Origin of the sequence: Pseudoxanthomonas sp. SGNA-20, assembly GCF_003931635.1 — a bacterium.
In the GTDB taxonomy this organism is placed as follows: Bacteria; Pseudomonadota; Gammaproteobacteria; order Xanthomonadales; family Xanthomonadaceae; genus Pseudoxanthomonas.
The window spans coordinates 515744-534259 of the sequence record NZ_RRYK01000001.1 but is presented as its reverse complement, the minus strand read 5'-3'; the positions used below and the strand labels follow the sequence as shown (position 1 = coordinate 534259).

17 protein-coding genes are annotated in these 18516 nt (G+C 71.6%); 8 read left to right on the top strand and 9 right to left on the bottom strand.

The window, feature by feature from the left end; translation table 11 throughout:
• Positions 1-18: 18 nt before the first annotated feature.
• From lgt to EIM48_RS02335, 3 genes are read left to right on the top strand one after another with little or no spacing between them, the layout of a single operon-like run.
• Positions 19-906 (top strand): prolipoprotein diacylglyceryl transferase, encoded by an 888-nt coding sequence (gene lgt / locus EIM48_RS02345; RefSeq protein WP_028914614.1) that lies wholly within the window; start codon positions 19-21, stop codon positions 904-906.
• Entirely contained in the window at positions 903-1697 is a 795-nt protein-coding gene (locus EIM48_RS02340) for a thymidylate synthase (protein WP_125075915.1), read from the top strand. Before lgt ends, EIM48_RS02340 begins: the two co-directional genes overlap by 4 nt.
• Before the next feature lie 2 nt (positions 1698-1699).
• Positions 1700-2194 carry a dihydrofolate reductase gene (locus tag EIM48_RS02335; RefSeq protein WP_125108611.1) on the top strand — a complete coding sequence of 165 codons (495 nt, stop codon included), beginning with the start codon at positions 1700-1702 and terminating at the stop codon, positions 2192-2194.
• Positions 2195-2204: 10 nt separating this feature from the next.
• Here EIM48_RS02335 and EIM48_RS02330 read toward each other — a convergent pair whose 3' ends face one another.
• The 5 genes from EIM48_RS02330 to EIM48_RS02310 form a co-directional block, all read right to left on the bottom strand.
• Positions 2205-3056, bottom strand: coding sequence for a symmetrical bis(5'-nucleosyl)-tetraphosphatase (locus EIM48_RS02330; protein WP_125108474.1), 852 nt, complete (start codon positions 3054-3056; stop codon positions 2205-2207).
• A gap of 9 nt (positions 3057-3065) precedes the next feature.
• Positions 3066-3452: a Co2+/Mg2+ efflux protein ApaG gene (gene apaG, locus EIM48_RS02325; RefSeq protein WP_028914617.1), complete on the bottom strand. Its 387-nt coding sequence runs from the start codon at positions 3450-3452 to the stop codon at positions 3066-3068.
• An 89-nt stretch (positions 3453-3541) separates the two neighbouring features.
• On the bottom strand, positions 3542-4315 hold the full coding sequence (rsmA, locus tag EIM48_RS02320; RefSeq protein ID WP_125110998.1) for a 16S rRNA (adenine(1518)-N(6)/adenine(1519)-N(6))-dimethyltransferase RsmA: 774 nt from the start codon (positions 4313-4315) through the stop codon (positions 3542-3544).
• A gap of 50 nt (positions 4316-4365) precedes the next feature.
• Entirely contained in the window at positions 4366-5742 is a 1377-nt protein-coding gene (locus EIM48_RS02315) for a sigma-54 dependent transcriptional regulator (RefSeq protein WP_125110997.1), read from the bottom strand.
• Positions 5743-5794: 52 nt separating this feature from the next.
• Positions 5795-7399 carry an ATP-binding protein gene (locus EIM48_RS02310; protein ID WP_125110996.1) on the bottom strand — a complete coding sequence of 535 codons (1605 nt, stop codon included), beginning with the start codon at positions 7397-7399 and terminating at the stop codon, positions 5795-5797.
• Positions 7400-7573: 174 nt separating this feature from the next.
• Between EIM48_RS02310 and sucC the strand changes: the two genes are divergently transcribed.
• The 3 genes from sucC to EIM48_RS02295 all read left to right on the top strand — a co-directional run bounded on the left by sucC (position 7574) and on the right by EIM48_RS02295 (position 11549).
• Positions 7574-8740: an ADP-forming succinate--CoA ligase subunit beta gene (gene sucC, locus EIM48_RS02305; protein ID WP_019398412.1), complete on the top strand. Its 1167-nt coding sequence runs from the start codon at positions 7574-7576 to the stop codon at positions 8738-8740.
• Between the two features lie 146 nt (positions 8741-8886).
• Positions 8887-9759, top strand: a complete 873-nt coding sequence (gene sucD, locus EIM48_RS02300) for a succinate--CoA ligase subunit alpha (RefSeq protein WP_028914620.1) — start codon at positions 8887-8889, stop codon at positions 9757-9759.
• A 152-nt stretch (positions 9760-9911) separates the two neighbouring features.
• Positions 9912-11549, top strand: coding sequence for an NAD+ synthase (locus tag EIM48_RS02295; RefSeq protein WP_019398410.1), 1638 nt, complete (start codon positions 9912-9914; stop codon positions 11547-11549).
• Positions 11550-11623: 74 nt separating this feature from the next.
• Here EIM48_RS02295 and EIM48_RS02290 read toward each other — a convergent pair whose 3' ends face one another.
• Positions 11624-12502, bottom strand: coding sequence for an outer membrane protein assembly factor BamD (locus EIM48_RS02290; protein WP_037034306.1), 879 nt, complete (start codon positions 12500-12502; stop codon positions 11624-11626).
• A 99-nt stretch (positions 12503-12601) separates the two neighbouring features.
• On the opposite strand from EIM48_RS02290, the gene rluD reads away from it, so the two are divergent.
• On the top strand, positions 12602-13582 hold the full coding sequence (gene rluD, locus EIM48_RS02285; RefSeq protein WP_028914622.1) for a 23S rRNA pseudouridine(1911/1915/1917) synthase RluD: 981 nt from the start codon (positions 12602-12604) through the stop codon (positions 13580-13582).
• A complete protein-coding gene (pgeF, locus tag EIM48_RS02280; protein ID WP_019398407.1) occupies positions 13579-14382 on the top strand; it encodes a peptidoglycan editing factor PgeF in 804 nt (267 codons plus the stop codon). Before rluD ends, pgeF begins: the two co-directional genes overlap by 4 nt.
• A 97-nt stretch (positions 14383-14479) precedes the next feature.
• Here pgeF and EIM48_RS02275 read toward each other — a convergent pair whose 3' ends face one another.
• From EIM48_RS02275 to EIM48_RS02265, 3 genes are all read right to left on the bottom strand, one after another.
• On the bottom strand, positions 14480-15244 hold the full coding sequence (locus EIM48_RS02275) for a DUF481 domain-containing protein (RefSeq protein ID WP_019398406.1): 765 nt from the start codon (positions 15242-15244) through the stop codon (positions 14480-14482).
• An 89-nt stretch (positions 15245-15333) separates the two neighbouring features.
• On the bottom strand, positions 15334-16701 hold the full coding sequence (otsA, locus tag EIM48_RS02270) for an alpha,alpha-trehalose-phosphate synthase (UDP-forming) (RefSeq protein ID WP_125110995.1): 1368 nt from the start codon (positions 16699-16701) through the stop codon (positions 15334-15336).
• Entirely contained in the window at positions 16698-18491 is a 1794-nt protein-coding gene (locus tag EIM48_RS02265) for a glycoside hydrolase family 15 protein (RefSeq protein ID WP_125108469.1), read from the bottom strand. The genes otsA and EIM48_RS02265 overlap by 4 nt, the downstream gene beginning before the upstream one ends.
• Between the last annotated feature and the right edge of the window lie 25 nt (positions 18492-18516).

Here is an 18516-nt window from a genome sequence, read left to right as displayed (position 1 = left end):
AACCCAGCGCGTGGCCCCATGATCGTCCTGCACCAGATCGACCCCATCGCCCTGAGCCTCGGCCCGTTCAAGGTGCACTGGTACGGGGTGATGTACCTGCTGGCCTTCGCCGCCGCGTGGTGGCTGGGCCAGCGCCGGATCGCCGCCGGGCGCCTGCCCGGAACCGACGCCAACGCCTACTCGGACCTGCTCTTCTACGGGATGCTCGGGGTGGTGCTCGGCGGCCGCCTGGGCTACGTGCTGTTCTACGCGCTGGGAGACGCCCTGCGCGACCCGCTGATGGTGGTGCGGGTGTGGGACGGCGGCATGAGCTTCCACGGCGGCCTGATCGGCGTGCTCATCGCCAGCTGGCTGTGGTCGCGCCGCCAGGGCCTGCACTTCTTCGACACCATGGACTTCGTCGCGCCGCTGGTGCCGCCGGGGCTGGGCTTCGGCCGGATCGGCAACTACGTCGGCGGCGAGTTGTGGGGCAAGTACACCGGCGGCGACTGGGGCGTGGTGTTCCCGTCCGGCCTGCCGGCCGAATACCAGGGGCTGGATCCGGCCGCGCTCAAGGCCCGCTTCGACGCCGGCGCGCTGGACGCGTTCGCGCGCCATCCCTCGCAGCTGTACCAGGCCTTCCTCGAGGGCCTGGTGATGTTCTGCGTGCTGTGGTGGTTCTCGCGCCGGCCGCGCCCGCGCTACGCGGTGGCCGGCATGTTCGCCCTGCTGTACGGCTGCTTCCGCTTCCTGGTCGAATTCGTGCGCGTGCCCGATGCCCAGATCGGGTACCTGGCCTTCGGCTGGCTGACCATGGGCCAGCTGCTGAGCCTGCCGCTGGTGCTGCTGGGCCTGTTCCTGCTGTGGCGCTCGCACGGCGCGCCGGTGCTGCGGCCGGCGCCCACCGCTGACGGAGGCAAGGCGTGAAGCAATACCTGGAACTGCTGTCCCACGTGCTGGAGCACGGCACCGACAAGCCGGACCGCACCGGCACCGGCACCCGCAGCGTGTTCGGCTGGCAGATGCGCTTCGACCTGGGCCAGGGCTTCCCGCTGGTCACCACCAAGAAGCTGCACCTGCGCTCGATCATCCACGAACTGCTGTGGTTCCTGAAGGGCGAGACCAACATCGCCTACCTGAAGGAGAACAAGGTCAGCATCTGGGACGAGTGGGCCGACGAGCACGGCGAGCTGGGCCCGGTCTACGGCAAGCAGTGGCGGCGCTGGACCGGCAGCGACGGCAGCGAGATCGACCAGGTCCGCTGGGTGGTCGAGGAAATAAAGCGCAACCCGGATTCGCGCCGGCTGGTGGTCAGTGCCTGGAACGTGGCCGACCTGCCGAAGATGGCGCTGATGCCGTGCCACACCCTGTTCCAGTTCTACGTGGCCGACGGCCGCCTGAGCTGCCAGCTGTACCAGCGCAGCGGCGACATCTTCCTCGGCGTGCCGTTCAACATCGCCAGCTACGCCCTGCTGACCCACATGGTGGCCCAGGCCACCGGGCTGGAAGTCGGCGACTTCGTCCACACCCTGGGCGACGCCCACCTGTACTCCAACCATTTCGAGCAGGCGCGCGAGCAGCTGGCGCGCGCGCCACGGCCGCTGCCCAAGCTCCGGCTCAATCCCGAAGTGCGCGACCTGTTCGCCTTCCGCTACGAGGACGTCGCCATCGAGGGCTACGACCCGCATCCGGCGATCAAGGCCCCGGTGGCGGTGTGAGCATGCGCGTCGCCCTGGTGGTGGCGATGGACCGCAACCGCGCCATCGGGCGCGGCAACGACCTGCCGTGGCGGCTGCCGGACGACCTCAGGCGCTTCAAGGCCCTGACCCTGGGCACGCCGGTGCTGATGGGCCGGCGTACCGCCGAATCGCTGGGCCGCGCGCTGCCGGGCCGGACCAACCTGGTGCTGACCCGCAGCGGCGCGGTGCCGTTCGCGGGCATGCAGCCGGTGGCTTCGCTGGAGCAGGCGCTTGGGCTGGCGCGCGTGCAGGGCGCTGGAACCCTCAGCGTGATCGGCGGTGGCGAGGTCTATGCGCTGGCCCTGCCGCTGGCCACCGACCTGCACCTGACCCTGGTCGACACCGTGGTCGAGGACGCGGACACCTTCTTCCCGGAATGGGACCAGGCGCAGTGGCGGGAAGTCGCGCGCCAGGCGCATGCGGCCGACGCGCGCCACGCCCACGCCTTCCAGTTCGTCGACTACCGCCGCCGCTGAGCGGGCCGGCTCATTCCTTGCGCAGGTGCGGCGGGATCGCCGACACATCGCGGCCGGCGACCTGCTTGACGCACAGTTCGTCGCCGTCCAGGCGCAGCGCGGTGAGCTTGCCGCCCCAGACCGCGCCGGTGTCGATCGCGTGCACGTTGCGGGCGATGGTCAGGCCCAGGGTGGACCAGTGGCCGCAGACGATCTTCAGGTCGCGCGGGGCATGGCCCGGGGCCTCGTACCACGGGTACAGGCCGGGGGCCTGGCTGCCCGGCGGGCCCTTCTCGTCGATCGCGATGCGCCCGCGCGGGGTGCAGTAGCGGGCGCGGGTGAACCAGTTGATGATCGCGCGCCAGCGGTCCTGGCCGCGCAGGCCCGGCGACCAGTGCGGCTTGTCGCCGTACATGTTGCGCAGCAGGCCGCGGTAGCCGTCGCCGCGCAGCTGGCGTTGCACCTCGTTGGCCAGCTGCTCGGCCATCTGCGTGGTCCACTGCGGCGCCAGCCCGGCGTGCACCATCAGCCAGCCCAGTTCGCGGTCCACGTGCACCAGCTTCTGCCGGCGCAGCCAGCCCAGCAGTTCGCCGGCGTCGTCGGCCAGCACCACCCGCTGCAGGTCCGGGTTGACCTTGCGCTTCTCCGCCAGCGGGCGTTCGCCGATGGCCAGCAGCGAAAGGTCGTGGTTGCCCAGCACCACCACGCTGTGCTCGCGCAGCGAATGCACCAGCCGCAAGGTCTCCAGCGACTGCCCGCCGCGGTTGACCAGGTCGCCGCAGAACCACAGGGTGTCCGCGGCCGGGTCGAAGTTGATCTTCTCCAGCAGGCGCTGGGTGGCGTCGTAGCAACCCTGCAGGTCGCCGATGGCCCAGGTGGTCATCCGGCGGCCTCAGTGCAGCGTCCGTGGGACGGTCAGCAGGAACGGGGCGATCGGCGCGTCGAAGCGCGTGCCGTCGGCGGCCAGCATGTCGTAGCTTCCCTGCATCGACCCGTCCCCGGTCTCCAGCACCACGCCGGAGGTGTACTCGAAGTCCTCGCCCGGTTCCAGCCACGGCTGCTCGCCGACCACGCCCTCGCCGTGCACTTCCTCGGTGCGGCCGTGGCCGTCGGTGATGGTCCAGTGCCGCGCCAGCAGCTGCGCGGCCACGCTGCCGCGGTTGCGGATGCGGATGGTGTAGGCGAACACGTAGCGGTCGGCGTCGGGTTCGGACTGGTCTTCCAGGAACCGCGGGGCGACTTCGACCTCGATCGCGTAGGGCGTATCGGAGCGGGACATGGCGACAGTGTAAGCGAACGCCGCGTGATGCCGGGGGCACAAGATCGCGCGTGCCGGCGTCCGCCGCAAGCGCGGCGTCCGCGCACGCCTCAGGCGTTGGCCAGGCGCACGAAGCCGGCGACGTCGACCTGCTCGGCGCGGTCGTCGGCGCTGACCCCCGCGGCCTCGAACTGTTCCGGCGTGCACACGTCGCGCAGGGCGTTGCGCAGGGTCTTGCGGCGCTGGCCGAAGGCCGCGCGCACCACGTGGGCGAAGCGGTCGCGGTCGGCGATGCCGATCGTGGCCGGGTCGCGCGGCACCAGCCGCACCACCGCCGAGTCGACCTTGGGCGCGGGGCGGAACGCGCCCGGCGGCACCACGAACAGCGGCTGCACCTGGCAGTACGCCTGCAGCATCACGCTCAGCCGGCCGTAGACCTTGCTGCCGGGCGCGGCACCCATGCGGTCGACCACTTCCTTCTGCAGCATGAACACCATGTCCCGGATCGCAGCGGCGTGGTCCAGGGCATGGAACAGGATCGGCGAGGAGATGTTGTAGGGCAGGTTGCCGGCCAGCTTGATCCGTCCGCCGCCGGCCAGGGCGGTCAGGTCCACCTGCAGCACGTCGCGGTGGATGATCTCCAGCTGGCCGACCGGGGCCGCCATCTCGGCCAGCGGGCCGACCAGGTCGCGGTCGAATTCGATCACGGTCAGCGCGCCGTGGCGGCGCAGCAGCGGCAGGGTGAGTGCACCCTGGCCGGGGCCGATCTCGACCACCCGGTCGCCGGGGCGCGGGTCGATGGCCTGGACGATGCGCTCGATGTAGCGGGCATCGTGCAGGAAGTTCTGGCCCAGCGATTTCTTCGGCGTGTGGCTCGTGGTCATGCGCCATTATCGCCGCTGGCGCGGCGCGCGGGGGAGGCGGCGCGGCCGCCTCAGTCCATGCCCAGCTTCTTGAGCTTGTAGCGCAGGGCGCGGAAGGTGATGCCCAGCTGCGCCGCGGCGCGGGTCTTGTTCCAGCGGTTGTCCTCCAGCGCCTTCTGGATCGCGGCCCGCTCCAGCTGCTCGATGTAGGAGGGCAGGGCGCCGCCGGCCGGCTCCAGCGCCGGTTCCGGGGCGGCCGCGGCCGGCGCCGTGGCGGTGCGCATCGGCGCCTGCGGCAGGTGCAGGTCGGCGACCTCGATGCGGTCGCCCTCGGCCAGGGCCAGGGCGCGCTCGAGCACGTTCTCCAGTTCGCGCACGTTGCCCGGGAAGGGGTAGCGCGCCAGCGCCGCCAGCGCGGCCTCGGCCAGCTCCGGCGCCTCCCGGCCATGGCCCGCGGACAGCCGCGCCAGGATCGCGTTGGCCAGCTGCGGCAGGTCGGCGGTGCGCTCGCGCAGCGGCGGCACCCGCAGCTCGATCACGTTGATGCGGTAGTACAGGTCGTGGCGGAAGCGGCCCTCGGCCACCAGCCCGGCCAGGTCCTTGTGGGTGGCCGAGAGGATGCGCACGTCCACCGGCACCTCGCTGGCCGCGCCCACCGGGCGCACCGACTTCTCCTGGATCGCGCGCAGCAGCTTGACCTGCATCGCCAGCGGCAGCTCGGCCACCTCGTCCAGGAACAGGGTGCCGCCGCTGGCGGCCTGGAACAGGCCGGGCTTGTCGGCGTGGGCGCCGGTGAAGCTGCCCTTCTTGTGGCCGAAGAACTCGCTTTCCATCAGCTCGGCCGGGATCGCGCCGCAGTTGACCGGCACGAACGGCCCGGCCGCGCGCGCGCCCTGCTCGTGGATCGTGCGCGCCACCAGCTCCTTGCCCACGCCGGATTCGCCGAGGATGTACACCGGCGCCTGGCTGCGGGCGACCTTGGCGATGGTCGCCCGCAGGGCCTGCATCGCCGGGGAATCGCCCAGCAGGCGGCTGGCCTGCTCGGCCGGCGGCGGGGGCGGGGCCGGGCGCTCGGCGTTGTTGAGCTCCAGCGCGTGCCGCACCAGGCCGCGCAGCACGTTGATGTCCACCGGCTTGCTGACGAAGTCGAAGGCGCCGGCCTTCAGCGCCTCCACCGCCAGGTCCATGTTGCCGAAGGCGGTGATCATGGCCACCGGCGTCTGCGGGTACTTGCGCGCGATCTCGCCGACCAGCTCGATGCCGCTGCCGTCGGGCAGGCGCATGTCGGTGAAGCACAGGTCGTAGCGCCGGGACGCCAGCAGCTCGCGCGCCTCGGCCAGGTTGGCCGCCGTATCCACGCGTAGTCCCATCCGCCCGAGGGTCAGGACCAGCAGCTCGCGGATATCGCGTTCGTCGTCGACGATCAGGGCGCTGCGGGTTTGGGTCATGGCGGGGAACGATAGCCGACTCTTTCGCGCGTGACCAAGTAGGTGATGCCGGTCACACGGCGAGCATGCCCATCGGGCCGGGCAGGGTGATCCGGAAACAGGCGCCGCCGCCCGGCGGGGGAACGTGGCGCAGCGTGGCCTGGTTGGCGCGCGCCAGCTCGCCGGCGATGTACAGGCCCAGGCCGGTGCCATGCTCGGAGGTGGTGAAGAACGGGCGGAACAGCTGCGCCGCCGCGGCCTCGGGGATGCCGGGACCGTGGTCGAGCACCTCGACCACGGCGTTGCGGCCCTCGCTGGCGACCTGCACCCGCACCCGTGCCGGCTCGTCCGGCAGGCGCCCGTAGCGCAGCGCGTTCTGCACCAGCGCGGTGAGGATCTGCTGCAGGTGCGCCGGGTCGACCAGGGCCGGCACCGGGGTGTCCGGCAGCGCCGCCTCCACGGTGTCCGTCTCCAGCGGCAGGGTGCCGCGGTAATCGTCGACGAAACGCCGGACGAAGGCGCGCAGGTCCACGTGCTCGGGCTTGGCGCGCTCGCGCCGGGCCAGGCCCAGCACGTTCTCGACGATGCCGTTGGTGCGCAGGCATTGCTGGTGGATGATCTGCAGCAGGCGGCGGTCGCCCTCGTCCATGCCGCGCGATTCCTGCAGCAGCTGCACCGCGTAGCTGATCGCCGCCAGCGGGTTGCGGATCTCGTGGGCCAGGCTGGCGGAGAAGCGGCCCATCGCCGCCAGGGTCAGGGATTCGGCGCGGCGCGAGACCACGGTGGCGTCGTCCAGGAACACCAGTGCCAGGTCGCTGTCGGCCAGCAGGCGGGCGAAGCGCGGCTGGATCTCCGGCTGGTCCGGGCGCAGCTGCAGCGGGCCGGCGTCGGCCTCGCCGCCCTCGCGCCAGCGCTGCAGCCGGCGCGCCAGATCCGGCGCGGCGCTGGCCAGGCGGCCGCCGTCGGGGTCCGGGGCGGCGTCGCCCAGCAGCATCAGCGCCGCTTCGTTGGCCAGGGTGATGCGGTTGTCACCGTCGACCACCAGTACCCCCGTGCGCATGCGCCGGATGATCAGCTCGTTGATCTCCACCAGGTTGGCGACCTGGGCGCTGCGGGTGGCGGCCAGCTGCAGGCTGGCACGGGCGCGCTGGCCGATCTGGTGGCCCAGCCAGCCCAGTGCCAGGTAGCTGGTGACGAACATGGTCAGTTCCGCCAGCGGGCGTGGGGGCGGGCCGTCGCTGCCCAGGACCGACCAGGCGTATTCGCCGACCAGCGCCAGCGAGGCCAGCACCGCCACCGCCAGGCCCTGGCGCAGGCGCAGCAGCATGGCCGCGGCGGCCACGTTGAACAGCAGCATCATGGCGATGCCGGCGCCGACCCCGGGCAGGGCATGGGTGGCCAGCGCCGCGGCCAGGATGTCGATGCAGCTGCCGGTGAGCACCAGCGGCGCCAGCCAGCGCTCGTCGCGGCCCAGCACCAGCAGCACCCCCGCGGCGACGATGTAGCCGGCGGCCACCGCGTAGGCCAGGGGCGCGTCCACCGGCCCGGCCAGGTCGCGCAGCGGGCTGAAGGCCAGGGCGGCGATCAGTCCGGCCTCCAGTACCCGGTACAGGCCGAAGGCGTGCAGTTCGCGCCGCGGGATGGATTCGATCCGGTCGATCAGCGAAGGGTGCGGCAAGCGGGACTCCCCGGTCGGGCTCGGCGTCAGTATAGGAACGGTGCGTTGGCGGGGCGGTTTTGCACGCCCGCCCCGCCATCGGCGACAATATCGCCCCCGCCCGGCACGTCCCGGGGCCGTTTCCGGCCCTTTCCCGCCTGCCACCGGCGGCCGTTCCCCACCCATTGGTGAAGCATGAATTTCCACGAGTACCAGGCGAAACAGCTTTTTGCCGACTATGGCATCCCGGTTCCGGCCGGACGCGTCGCGTCCACGGCCGATGAAGCGGTCGAGGCCGCCAAGTCCCTGGGCGACGGCCCCTGGATGGTGAAGGCGCAGATCCACGCGGGCGGTCGCGGCAAGGCCGGCGGCGTGAAGTTCTGCAAGACCCTCGACGACGTGAAGGCCGCCGCCGGCAAGATGCTCGGCACGAAGATGGCGACCTACCAGTCGGCGGGCGTGGCCCTGCCGGTGAACCTGGTGCTGGTGACCACCGCCGGCGAGATCGTAAAGGAGCTGTACCTGTCGGTGCTGGTCGACCGCGGCACCAAGTCGATCACCTTCATCGCCTCGTCCGAGGGCGGCATGGACATCGAGCAGGTGGCCGCCGAGACCCCGGACAAGATCCACACCCTCAACGTCGATTTCGTCGAGGGCGTGCAGCCGTACCAGGGCCGCGAGATCGGCTTCAAGATGGGCCTGAACGCCAAGCAGGCCAACCAGCTGGCCCACATCATGGGCGCCCTGTACAAGCTGTTCAACGACAAGGACCTGTCCCTGGTCGAGCTGAACCCGCTGGCGATCCTGGACGACGGCAACCTGTACGCCCTGGACGGCAAGGTCAACTCCGACGACAACGCGACCTTCCGCCACAAGGACCTGGCCGCGATGCGCGACGTCAGCCAGGAGGACGAGACCGAGGTCCTGGCCAGCAAGTACGACCTGAACTACGTGACCATGGACGGCAACATCGGCTGCATGGTCAACGGCGCCGGCCTGGCGATGGCCACCATGGACGTGATCGCGCTCAACGGCGGTTCGCCGGCCAACTTCCTCGACGTCGGCGGCGGCGCGACCAAGGAGCGCGTCACCGAGGCCTTCAAGCTGATCCTGTCCTCGGACAAGGTCAAGGCGATCTTCGTCAACATCTTCGGCGGCATCGTCCGCTGCGACATGATCGCCGAGGGCATCATCGCCGCGGTCAAGGAAGTCGACGTCAAGGTCCCGGTCGTGGTCCGGCTGGAGGGCACCAACGTCGAGGCGGGCAAGAAGCTGCTGGCCGAGTCCGGCCTGGCCATCACCCCGGCCGACGACATCAACGACGGCGCCAAGAAGGCCGTCGCCGCCGCTGCCGCCGCCTGATCCGCCCTGGCGGTTCGCGGAACCGGCGTGAATCCCGGCCGGCCCCCTGAGCCAGGGGGCGGCCCGCCGCGAAGCGGCGCGGCGCAGGCCGGGGAGGCGCGCCCCGGGAGCCGGCAACCAACAAGAATTTCGAGGACTTCAAGACAATGTCCGTTCTGATCAACAAGAACACGAAGGTGATCGTGCAGGGCTTCACCGGCCAGCAGGGCACCTTCCATGCCACCCAGATGGTGGAGTACGGCACCCAGGTCGTCGGCGGCGTGACCCCCGGCAAGGGCGGCACCACCCACATCGAGCTGCCGGTGTTCAACACCGTGCGCGAGGCGGTCGACGCCACCGGCGCCGATGCTTCGGTCATCTACGTCCCGCCGCCGTTCGCGGCCGACGCGATCCTCGAGGCGGCCGCGGCCGGCATCAAGGTCATCGTCGCCATCACCGAGGGCATCCCGGTGCTGGACATGCTGCGCGTGAAGAACGTGCTCAAGCAGCACCCCGACGTGGTCCTGGTCGGCCCGAACTGCCCGGGCATCATCACCCCGGGCGAGTGCAAGATCGGCATCATGCCGGGCCACATCCACATGCCGGGCAAGATCGGCATCGTCTCGCGCTCGGGCACCCTGACCTACGAGGCGGTCAAGCAGACCACCGCCGCGGGCCTGGGCCAGTCCACCGTCATCGGCATCGGCGGCGACCCGATCAACGGCCTGAACTTCGTCGACTGCCTCAAGCTGTTCAACGAGGACCCGCAGACCGAGGGCATCATCATGGTCGGCGAGATCGGTGGCGACGCCGAGGAAGCCGGTGCGGCCTACATCAAGGAGCACGTGAAGAAGCCGGTCGTCGGCTTCATCGCCGGCGCCTCGGCCCCTCCGGGCAAGCGCATGGGCCATGCCGGCGCGATCGCGTCGGGCGGCTCGGGCACCGCCGAGGGCAAGTTCAAGGCCATGGAGGCCGCCGGCGTGAAGACCGTCCGCTCGCCGGGCGACCTGGGCGCCGCGATCGCCTCGCTGCTCAAGTAATACCCCCACCGTTTCCGACGGTGGAGCGAAGGCCGCCTCCGGGCGGCCTTCGCGCGTCCGGGCCCCGGGTTTCCCGCGCACCGGGCCCGGCCGATGCAGGATGCCCACGCCGCGCCGGTATCATGGGCCATCCCCAACACGGCCCCCCGTCCATGAAGGATTCGCTGCGCATCGCGCTGGCCCAGTTCGACTTCCCGGTCGGCGCCGTCGCCGCCAACGCCGAACGGATCGCGGCGATGATCGCCGAGGCCCGCGACGAATACGGCGCGGACATCGTGCTGTTCCCCGAACTGGCGATCAGCGGTTACCCGCCGGAGGACCTGCTGCTGCGGCCCTCGTTCCTGGCCCAGTGCCACCGCGAGCTGGAACGGATCGCCGCCGGCGTGCACGGCATCACCGCGGTGGTGGGCTGGCCGGAGTCTGCCGGCAGCGTGCTGTACAACGCCGCCAGCGTGCTGCGCGACGGCCGCATCGAGGCCACCTACCGCAAGCGCGAGCTGCCCAACTACGCGGTGTTCGACGAGCGCCGCTACTTCGAGGTCGACCCCGACGGCGGCCCCTGCGTGTTCGAGGTCGGCGGCGTGCCGGTGGGCGTGGTGGTGTGCGAGGACCTGTGGTTCCCCGAGCCGATGGCGGCCACGGTCGAGGCCGGCGCACAGCTGGTGCTGGTGCCCAACGCCTCGCCGTTCGAGCGCGGCAAGCACGCCCAGCGCGACGCCCTGCTGGCCGAGCGCACCCGCGACACTGGCGCGGCGGTGGCCTACCTCAACCTGGTCGGCGGCCAGGACTCGCTGGTGTTCGACGGGGCCTCGGTGGTGGCCGACGGCGACGGCACCGTGCACCCGGCCGCGGCCGCGTTCACCGACCAGTGGCTGGTGGTGGACTACGACACCGCCGGCCGCCGCTTCACCCCGGTGCAGTGGATGGACGACGGCGACGAGAGCATGGACGCGCTGGCCTGGCGCGCGATCGTGCGCGGGATCCGCGACTACTGCGGCAAGAACGGCTTCCGGCGCGCCTGGCTGGGGCTGTCCGGCGGCATCGACTCGGCCCTGGTGCTGGCCCTGGCGGCCGAGGCCCTGGGCCCGGACAACGTCACCGCGGTGCGCCTGCCCTCGCGCTACACCGCCGGCCTGTCCAACGACCTGGCCGCCGAGCAGTGCGCGGCACTGGGCGTGCGCCTGGAGACGATCCCGATCGAGCCGGCCTTCACCGGCTTCCTGCAGTCGCTGGAGCAGGTGTTCGCCGGGCAGGAGAGCGACACCACCGAGGAGAACCTGCAGTCGCGCAGCCGCGGCGCGATCCTGATGGCCCTGTCCAACAAGTTCGGCGGGCTGTTGCTGACCACCGGCAACAAGAGCGAGTACGCGGTCGGCTACGCCACCATCTACGGCGACATGTGCGGCGGCTACGCGCCGCTGAAGGACCTGTACAAGACCGAGGTGTTCGGCCTGGCCAAGTGGCGCAACACCGTCGGCGGCGCGCCGGTGATCCCGCCGGCGGTGATCAGCCGCCCGCCCTCGGCCGAGCTGCGCGCCAACCAGCTGGACCAGGACTCGCTGCCGCCCTACGACGTGCTCGACGGCATCCTCTACCGCTACGTCGACCAGGAGCAGTCGCGCGAGGAGATCGTTGCCGCCGGCTATGCCGCCGAGGTGGTGGACCGGGTCCTGCGCCTGGTGCGGACCAGCGAATGGAAGCGGCAGCAGGCCGCGCCGGGACCGAAGGTCTCGCGGCGCGCGTTCGGGCGCGAGCGCCGCTACCCGATCAGCAACGGCTTCACCGGCTGAGGCCCCACCGGCACACGCAAAAAAAGAAGGGCGCATCCGCGGATGCGCCCTTCCTCGTCGCGGGACCCCGTTGTTCAGCGGCGCGAGGCGTCGCGCTGGCCGGTGGTCGGCGAGCGCTCGCCGGCGAACGGATTGAGCTTGCGGATGGCCCACGGGTACTTCGGCCAGTCGCCGCTCAGGTAGGGGTGCGAGGGCTGGTTCAGGCGCAGCACGCGCGCGGCGTCCTCGGCCAGTTCCGGTTGCCCCAGGTTGCGGTAGGACTCGGCCAGGGCGGCGACGGCGTCGTACTGGTAGTCGCTCTGCGGATAGGTCTCGAGGATGTACTTGGCGCGGCCGATCGCCGACAGCCAGGCGCCGCGGCGCATGTAGTACAGCGCGATGTCCATCTCGTGGCGCGCGAACACGTTGCGCAGGACCACCATGCGCTGGCGCGCGTCGGCGGCGTAGCGGCTGTTCGGGTAGCGCTGGGCGACGGTGTTGAAGTCCTCGTAGGCCTGCTGCGGCGAGGACAGGTCGCGGCGGCTGGGGTCCAGCGACCACACCCGCTGCATGAACACCGCGTCGCGGTTGGAGTTGGACAGGCCGCGCAGGTAGTAGAAGTAGGCGATGTTGCGGTGGGTCGGGTAGGTGCGGATGAAGCGGTCGATGGTGGAGACCGCGTCGTCGTGCTTGCCGGCCTTGTACTGGGCGTAGGCGGTTTCCATCAGCGCCTGCTCGGTGTACGGGCCGTAGGGGTACTGCGCGACCAGGCGCCTGAACACCAGCTCGGCGCTGGCCCAGTTGCCGCGCTCCATGTGGTGGTGGCCCTTCTCGTACAGTTCGGCGACCGGCCTGCCTTCGTCGGCATCCTTCTTGGTCTTGTTGCGCCCGCAGCCGGTGGCCAGCAGGGCCACGAGCACGAGCAGGGCCACCAGGCGGAGGACGGAGAGGCTGGAACGGGGGCTTAGGGCCATCGGGGAGGGCATGCCGGGGAAATCGGAAGGGCCGATGATAGCCTAGTGGCCTGTCCGGCGACTGACTTCGCCTGCCCGGACCCCGAACCGAAGCCCCCGATGTCCCACACTTCCGACGCCCCCCGCCAGGCCATCGTCCCCGACGAGGCCGCCGGCCGCCGTTTCGACGCCGTGCTGGCCGAACTGTTCCCCGAGTACTCCCGCTCGCGCCTGGCCGCCTGGATCAAGTCCGGCGATGCCCTGCTGGACGGCCAGGCCGCGCGCCCGCGCGACCCGGTCAAGGGCGGCGAGACCGTGACCCTGGCCGCGGTGGCCGAGGTCCAGACCGAGGCGGTGGCCGAGGACATCCCGCTGGACATCCTGTACGAGGACGAGCACCTGTTCGTGCTCGACAAGCCCGCCGGACGGGTGGTCCATCCCGGCGCCGGCAACCCGGCCGGCACCCTGGTCAACGCCCTGCTGCACCGCGATCCGGGCCTGGCCGCGCTGCCGCGGGCCGGCATCGTCCACCGCCTGGACAAGGACACCAGCGGGGTGATGGTGGTGGCCCGCACCCTGCCGGCGCACACCGGACTGGTGGCGAAGCTGGCCGCGCGCGAGGTGCACCGGCAGTACCTGGCGGTGGTGGTCGGCGCCCTGGTGTCGGGCGGCACCGCCGACGCGCCGATCGACCGCCATCCGCGCGACCGCCTGCGCATGGCCGTGCGCGAGGACGGACGCGAGGCGGTCACCCACTACCGGCTGCGCGAGCGCTTCCGCGCCCATACCGCGCTGGAATGCCGCCTGGAAACCGGCCGCACCCACCAGATCCGCGTGCACATGCAGCACCTGCGCCACCCGATCGTCGGCGATCCGCTGTACGGCGGCCCGCTGAAGCTGCCGCGCGGTGCCAGCGACGAACTGGTCGGGCGCCTGCGCGGGTTCGGCCGCCAGGCCCTGCATGCCGAGGTGCTGGAGTTCGAACACCCGGTCAGCGGCGAACCGGTGCGGGTGGCGGCGCCGCTGCCGGCGGACATGCTCGACCTGCTGCGGGTGCTGCGCGAGGACACCCGCCGCTGGGAGGAGAACCAGCGGCGATGACGGCGGGCGGCGGCGGCCACGGCGGCGCGCGCGATCCGGCCATCCTGGAAGCGGACTGGCCGGCGCCGCCGGGCGTGCATGCCTTCACCACCCTGCGCCATGGCGCGGGCGGCTCGGCCGCGCCGTTCGCCAGCTTCGACCTGGGCGCGCGCAACGGCGACGACCCGGCCGTGGTCGCGGCCAACCGCGCCGAACTGCGCCGCCGCCGTGGCCTGCCCTCGGCGCCGCACTGGCTGCGCCAGGTGCACGGCACCGCCGTGCTGCGCTTCGACCGGCCGCTGCAGGCGCCGCTTCCCACCGAGGCCGAGCCGGAGGCCGACGCGGCCACCACGGCGGTCCCCGGCGTGGTGCTGGCGGTGCTGACCGCCGACTGCCTGCCGGTGGTGCTGGCCGCCGCCGACGGCAGCGAGGTCGCGGTGGCCCATGCCGGCTGGCGCGGGCTGGCCGCCGGGGTGCTGGAGGTGACCGTCGCCGCCATGCATGCCGCCCCGGGACGGCTGCTGGCCTGGCTCGGCCCGGCGGCCGGGCCGCAGGCCTACGAGATCGGGGCCGAGGTGTTCGACGCCTTCGTCGGCGCCGATCCGCAGGCCGCGGAGGCGTTCGTCCCCACCCGGCCCGGCCACTGGAAGGTCGACCTCTACGCCCTGGCCCGGCGCCGCCTGGGCGCCGCCGGGTTGGCACCGGGCGCGATCCACGGCGGCGGGCTGTGTACGATCAGCGACCCGGAACGGTTCTATTCGCACCGGCGCGAGCAGCGCACCGGGCGCATGGCCACGCTCGCCTACATCGCCCCGCGCTGAGTCGCGCCCGGGCGCCTCCGCAACCACCTGCGCTTCCTCGCGGCCCGCGTCCGCGCCGCCGCCCCGCGCGCCGGCCGGGGCGGCAGTGCGGGCCAGCTCAGCGGAAGTTGTAGACCAGGTTGACCGTGGTCAGGGTGTCGGTGCGGCGGGTGGCCGGGTCCTCGACCTCGGTGTTGTGCCGCGCCTGCAAGCCGGCCTTGAGCGCGAAGCGCTCGTTCATCGCCACCGACACGCCGAAGTCGTTCTGGGCGAAGGTGTTGTCCTTGCCGGACTCGACCAGCAGGGTGTTGAACAGCTCGGTGTTGGCGGTGAGCTGGTGGCGCAGGTCGAGCAGGCCGCGGCCGATCAGGCTGCTTTGCACCTCGCCGTCCAGCGCGGTGCGGGCGCGGCGGTAGCCGGGGCCGATTTCGCCGGTGAGCTTGGTGCGCTCGCTGTCGATGAAGCGGCTGCCGAAGCCGATGGCCAGGGTGCCTTGGTAGTCGTAGGAGGAGAAGTCGTCGCGCTCGTAGCGGCCGTTGGCCGAGACATGGTGGCGCGGGCTGAAGCGGTAGGCACTGGAGCCGGAGACGTCGTAGCGGTTGGCGCTGGTCTCGTAGTGGCGTTCCTCGACGCCGTCGCCGTCCACGTCGCTCTCGACCTCGGCGCGCGAGCGCAGCGCCGACAGGGCGAAGCCGTTCTTCCAGCGCTCCTCCTCGCGCGAGAAGCGCAGGCGCGTGTTGAGGCTCTCGGAGCGGGAATTGCCGCGGGCCATGGCCAGGCCGAGCTCGCCGGTGCCGGTCCAGCCTTCCGGTTGGGCCGGTTGCTGGGCGGAAGCCGCCAGCGGCAGCAGGGAAACGAACAGCAGGGCGGGGACGCGACGCATGGGGGAGGACCTCCTGGGGAGCGGAAAGACGCGCGCCGGCATGCCGGCGCGAAGGTCCAATGATGCCGATCGCGGCTGACGCCAGCCTGTCAGGTCGACTCCAGCACCGCCAGGTACTCCTTGCGCCAGGCGTGGATGTCGTGCTTGAGCAGGTGCTCCATCATCGCGTGCCAGCGTTCCTTGCGCCGCGCCAGCGGCATGGTCGCGGCGGTGGCGATGGCGTCGGCGACGCCGTCCAGGTCGTGCGGGTTGACCAGCAGCGCCTCCTTCAGCTCCTGCGCCGCGCCCGCCAGCAGCGACAGCACCAGCACGCCGGGGTTCTCCGGGTCCTGCGAGGCCACGTATTCCTTGGCCACCAGGTTCATGCCGTCGCGCAGCGGCGTCACCAGGCTGACCCGCGCGGTGCGGTAGAACCCGGTCAGGGTGGCGTGCGGGAAGTTGCGGTTGACGTAGCGCAGCGGGGTCCAGTTCGGCGCGGCGTGGGCGCCGTTGATGTGCCCGGCGATCTGCTCCAGCTGGCTGCGCAGGGTGCGGTACTCGCTGACGTCGGCGCGCGACAGCGGCGCGATCTGCAGGTAGGTCAGGGTGCCCTTCTGGTCCGGGTGCCGCTGCAGGTAGCGCTCGAAGCCGTGGAAGCGCTCGGGCAGGCCCTTGGAGTAGTCCAGCCGGTCCACGCCGATCGCCAGCAGGCGGTCCTCCAGGCTGGTGCGCAGGCTGCGTACCGCCGGCTTGGCCGACGCGGCCGCGGCCTGGCGCGCGATCTGCGGGGTGTCGATGCTGATCGGGAACGCCCCGGTGCGGAAGCGGCGCCCGCCGGGCGCCTCCAGCAGGCCGGGGCCGATGATCTTGCCGCCGCCGTACAGGCGCACGTAGGACTGGAAGCGGTCGTTGTCGCGCTGGGTCTGGAAGCCGAGCAGGTCGTAGGAATACAGCGGCGAGAACAGGCGCTGGTGGTCCGGCACCGCCATCAGCAGGTCGGCCGAGGGCACCGGCACGTGCAGGTAGAAGCCGATGCGCGCGCCCACCCCGCGCTCGCGCAGCAGCGCCGCCAGCGGGATCAGGTGGTAGTCGTGCACCCACACCGTGTCGTCGTCGCGCAGCAGCGGCGCCAGGCGGTCGGCGAACATGGCGTTGACCCGGCGGTAGCCCTCGCGGGTGGCGCGGTCGTAGTCCACCAGGTCCAGGCGGAAGTGCAGCAACGGCCACAGCGTGCGGTTGGCGAAGCCGTTGTAGTAGGCGTCCAGGTCGGGGCGGTTGAGGTCCATGGTCACGTAGCGGATGCCGTCGGCCTCCTGCTCGTGGACCTCGCCGCTGTTGCCACGCACGGTCTTGCCGCTCCAGCCGAACCACACGCCGCCGCGCTCGGACAGCGCCGCCTGCAGGGCCACGGCCAGGCCGCCGGCGCGGTTCTCGCCGGGGACGGCGACGCGGTTGGAAACAACGACCAGACGGCTCATGAGGCCTCCTGCCAGGAACGCGAAAGCCGCATCGCGGCGATGATCAGGCCCACGTGCGAGTAGGTCTGCGGGAAGTTGCCCCAGCCCTCGCCGCTGTCGAAGGCCATGTCCTCCGAGAGCAGGCCCAGGTGGTTGCGGCGCGCCAGCACGCGCTCGAACAGCTCGCGCGCCTCGTCCATGCGCCCGGTCGCGGCCAGCGCGTCGATGTACCAGAAGGTGCAGATGGTGAAGCTGGTTTCCGGCGCGCCGAAGTCGTCCGGCGCCACGTAGCGGAACACGCCGTCGCCGTGGCGCAGCTCGCGGCCGATGGCCTCGACCGTGGCCACGTAGCGCGGGTCGTCGGCCTCGACGAAGCCGATGTCGGCCAGCAGCAGCAGCGAGGCGTCCAGGTAGTCGCTCTGGAACGAGGCGCTGAAGTGGTTGGCCTCCGCGCGCCAGGCGCGCTCCAGGGTGGTCTTGCGGATGGTGTTGGCGCGCAGCCGCCAGTAGTCCACCCGTTCCTGCAGGCCCAGCTGCGCCGCGATCTTGGCCAGGCGGTCGCAGGCGGCCCAGCACATGGCGGCGGTGTAGGTGTGCACCTCGGCGCGGCCGCGGAACTCCCACAGTCCGGCGTCGGGCACGTCGTACAGGGCGAACGCGCGCTCGCCCAGCGGCTCCAGGCGGGCGAAGGTGTGCGCGTCGCCGGGGTCGGCCAGGCGCTGGTCGAAGAACAGCTGGGTCGAGGCCAGGACCACGCTGCCGTACACGTCGTGCTGCTTCTGGATCCAGGCCAGGTTGCCGCGCCGCACCGGGCCCATGCCGCGGTAGCCGGCCAGCGAGGGCACCTCGACCTCGTCCAGGCGGTCCTCGAAGCCGATCCCGTACAGCGGCTGCAGGCTGCCGTCGTGGCTGGCGATGTTGAAGATGTAGCGCAGGAATTCCTCCATGCTGCGGGTCGCGCCCAGGCGGTTGAGCGCGCGCACGACGAAGGCCGCGTCGCGCAGCCAGCAGTAGCGGTAGTCCCAGTTGCGGGTGGTGCCGGGCGCCTCCGGGATGGAGGTGGTCATGGCCGCGATGATCGCGCCGCTGTCCTCGTACTGGCACAGCTTGAGGGTGATCGCGCTGCGGATCACCGCATCCTGCCACTCCAGCGGGATCGACAGGTAGCGCACCCACTCGCGCCAGTACTCGCGGGTGCGGGTGATCGCCTCCTCGACGTAGCCGGTGAGCGAGCGCCCCATCGGCTCGTCCGGGCCCAGCACCAGGTGCATGCGGTGGGTCAGCACGAACGGCAGCGAGTCGCGCACGAAGCGCACCGGCACGTCGGTGGTCAGGCGCAGGGTGAAGTGCGGCAGCAGCCAGCGGATGTGGTTGCTGCCCCAGGTCGACTCGGGCACGCGCGCGCCCCAGTCGGCCAGCGGCCGCACCCGCACCCGGATGCGCGGGTTGCCGGACAGCGGGGTGATCCGGCGGATGATCGACACCGGCCGGTAGAAGCGCCCGTTCTGGCGCCAGCGCGGGGCGAAGTCGACGATCTCCAGCGAGCCGCCGTTGCGGTCGTGCAGCACGGTGCGCAGGATCGCGGTATTGGGCTCGTAGCGCTGCTCGGAGCGCTCGAAGTCCTCCAGCTCGATGGAGAAGTCGCCGCCTTCCTGCCCGCGTGGCGACAGCAGCGCGCAGAAGGCCGGGTCGCCGTCGAACGAGGGCAGGCAGCTCCACACCACCCGTCCTCGCTTGTCCACCAGCGCGCCGAAGCTGCTGTTGCCGATCACGCCAAGCTCGAGGTTGGCGTCGTGTACGTTGATGTCCATTGCCTGTCCCGTGATTCGGCGGTAC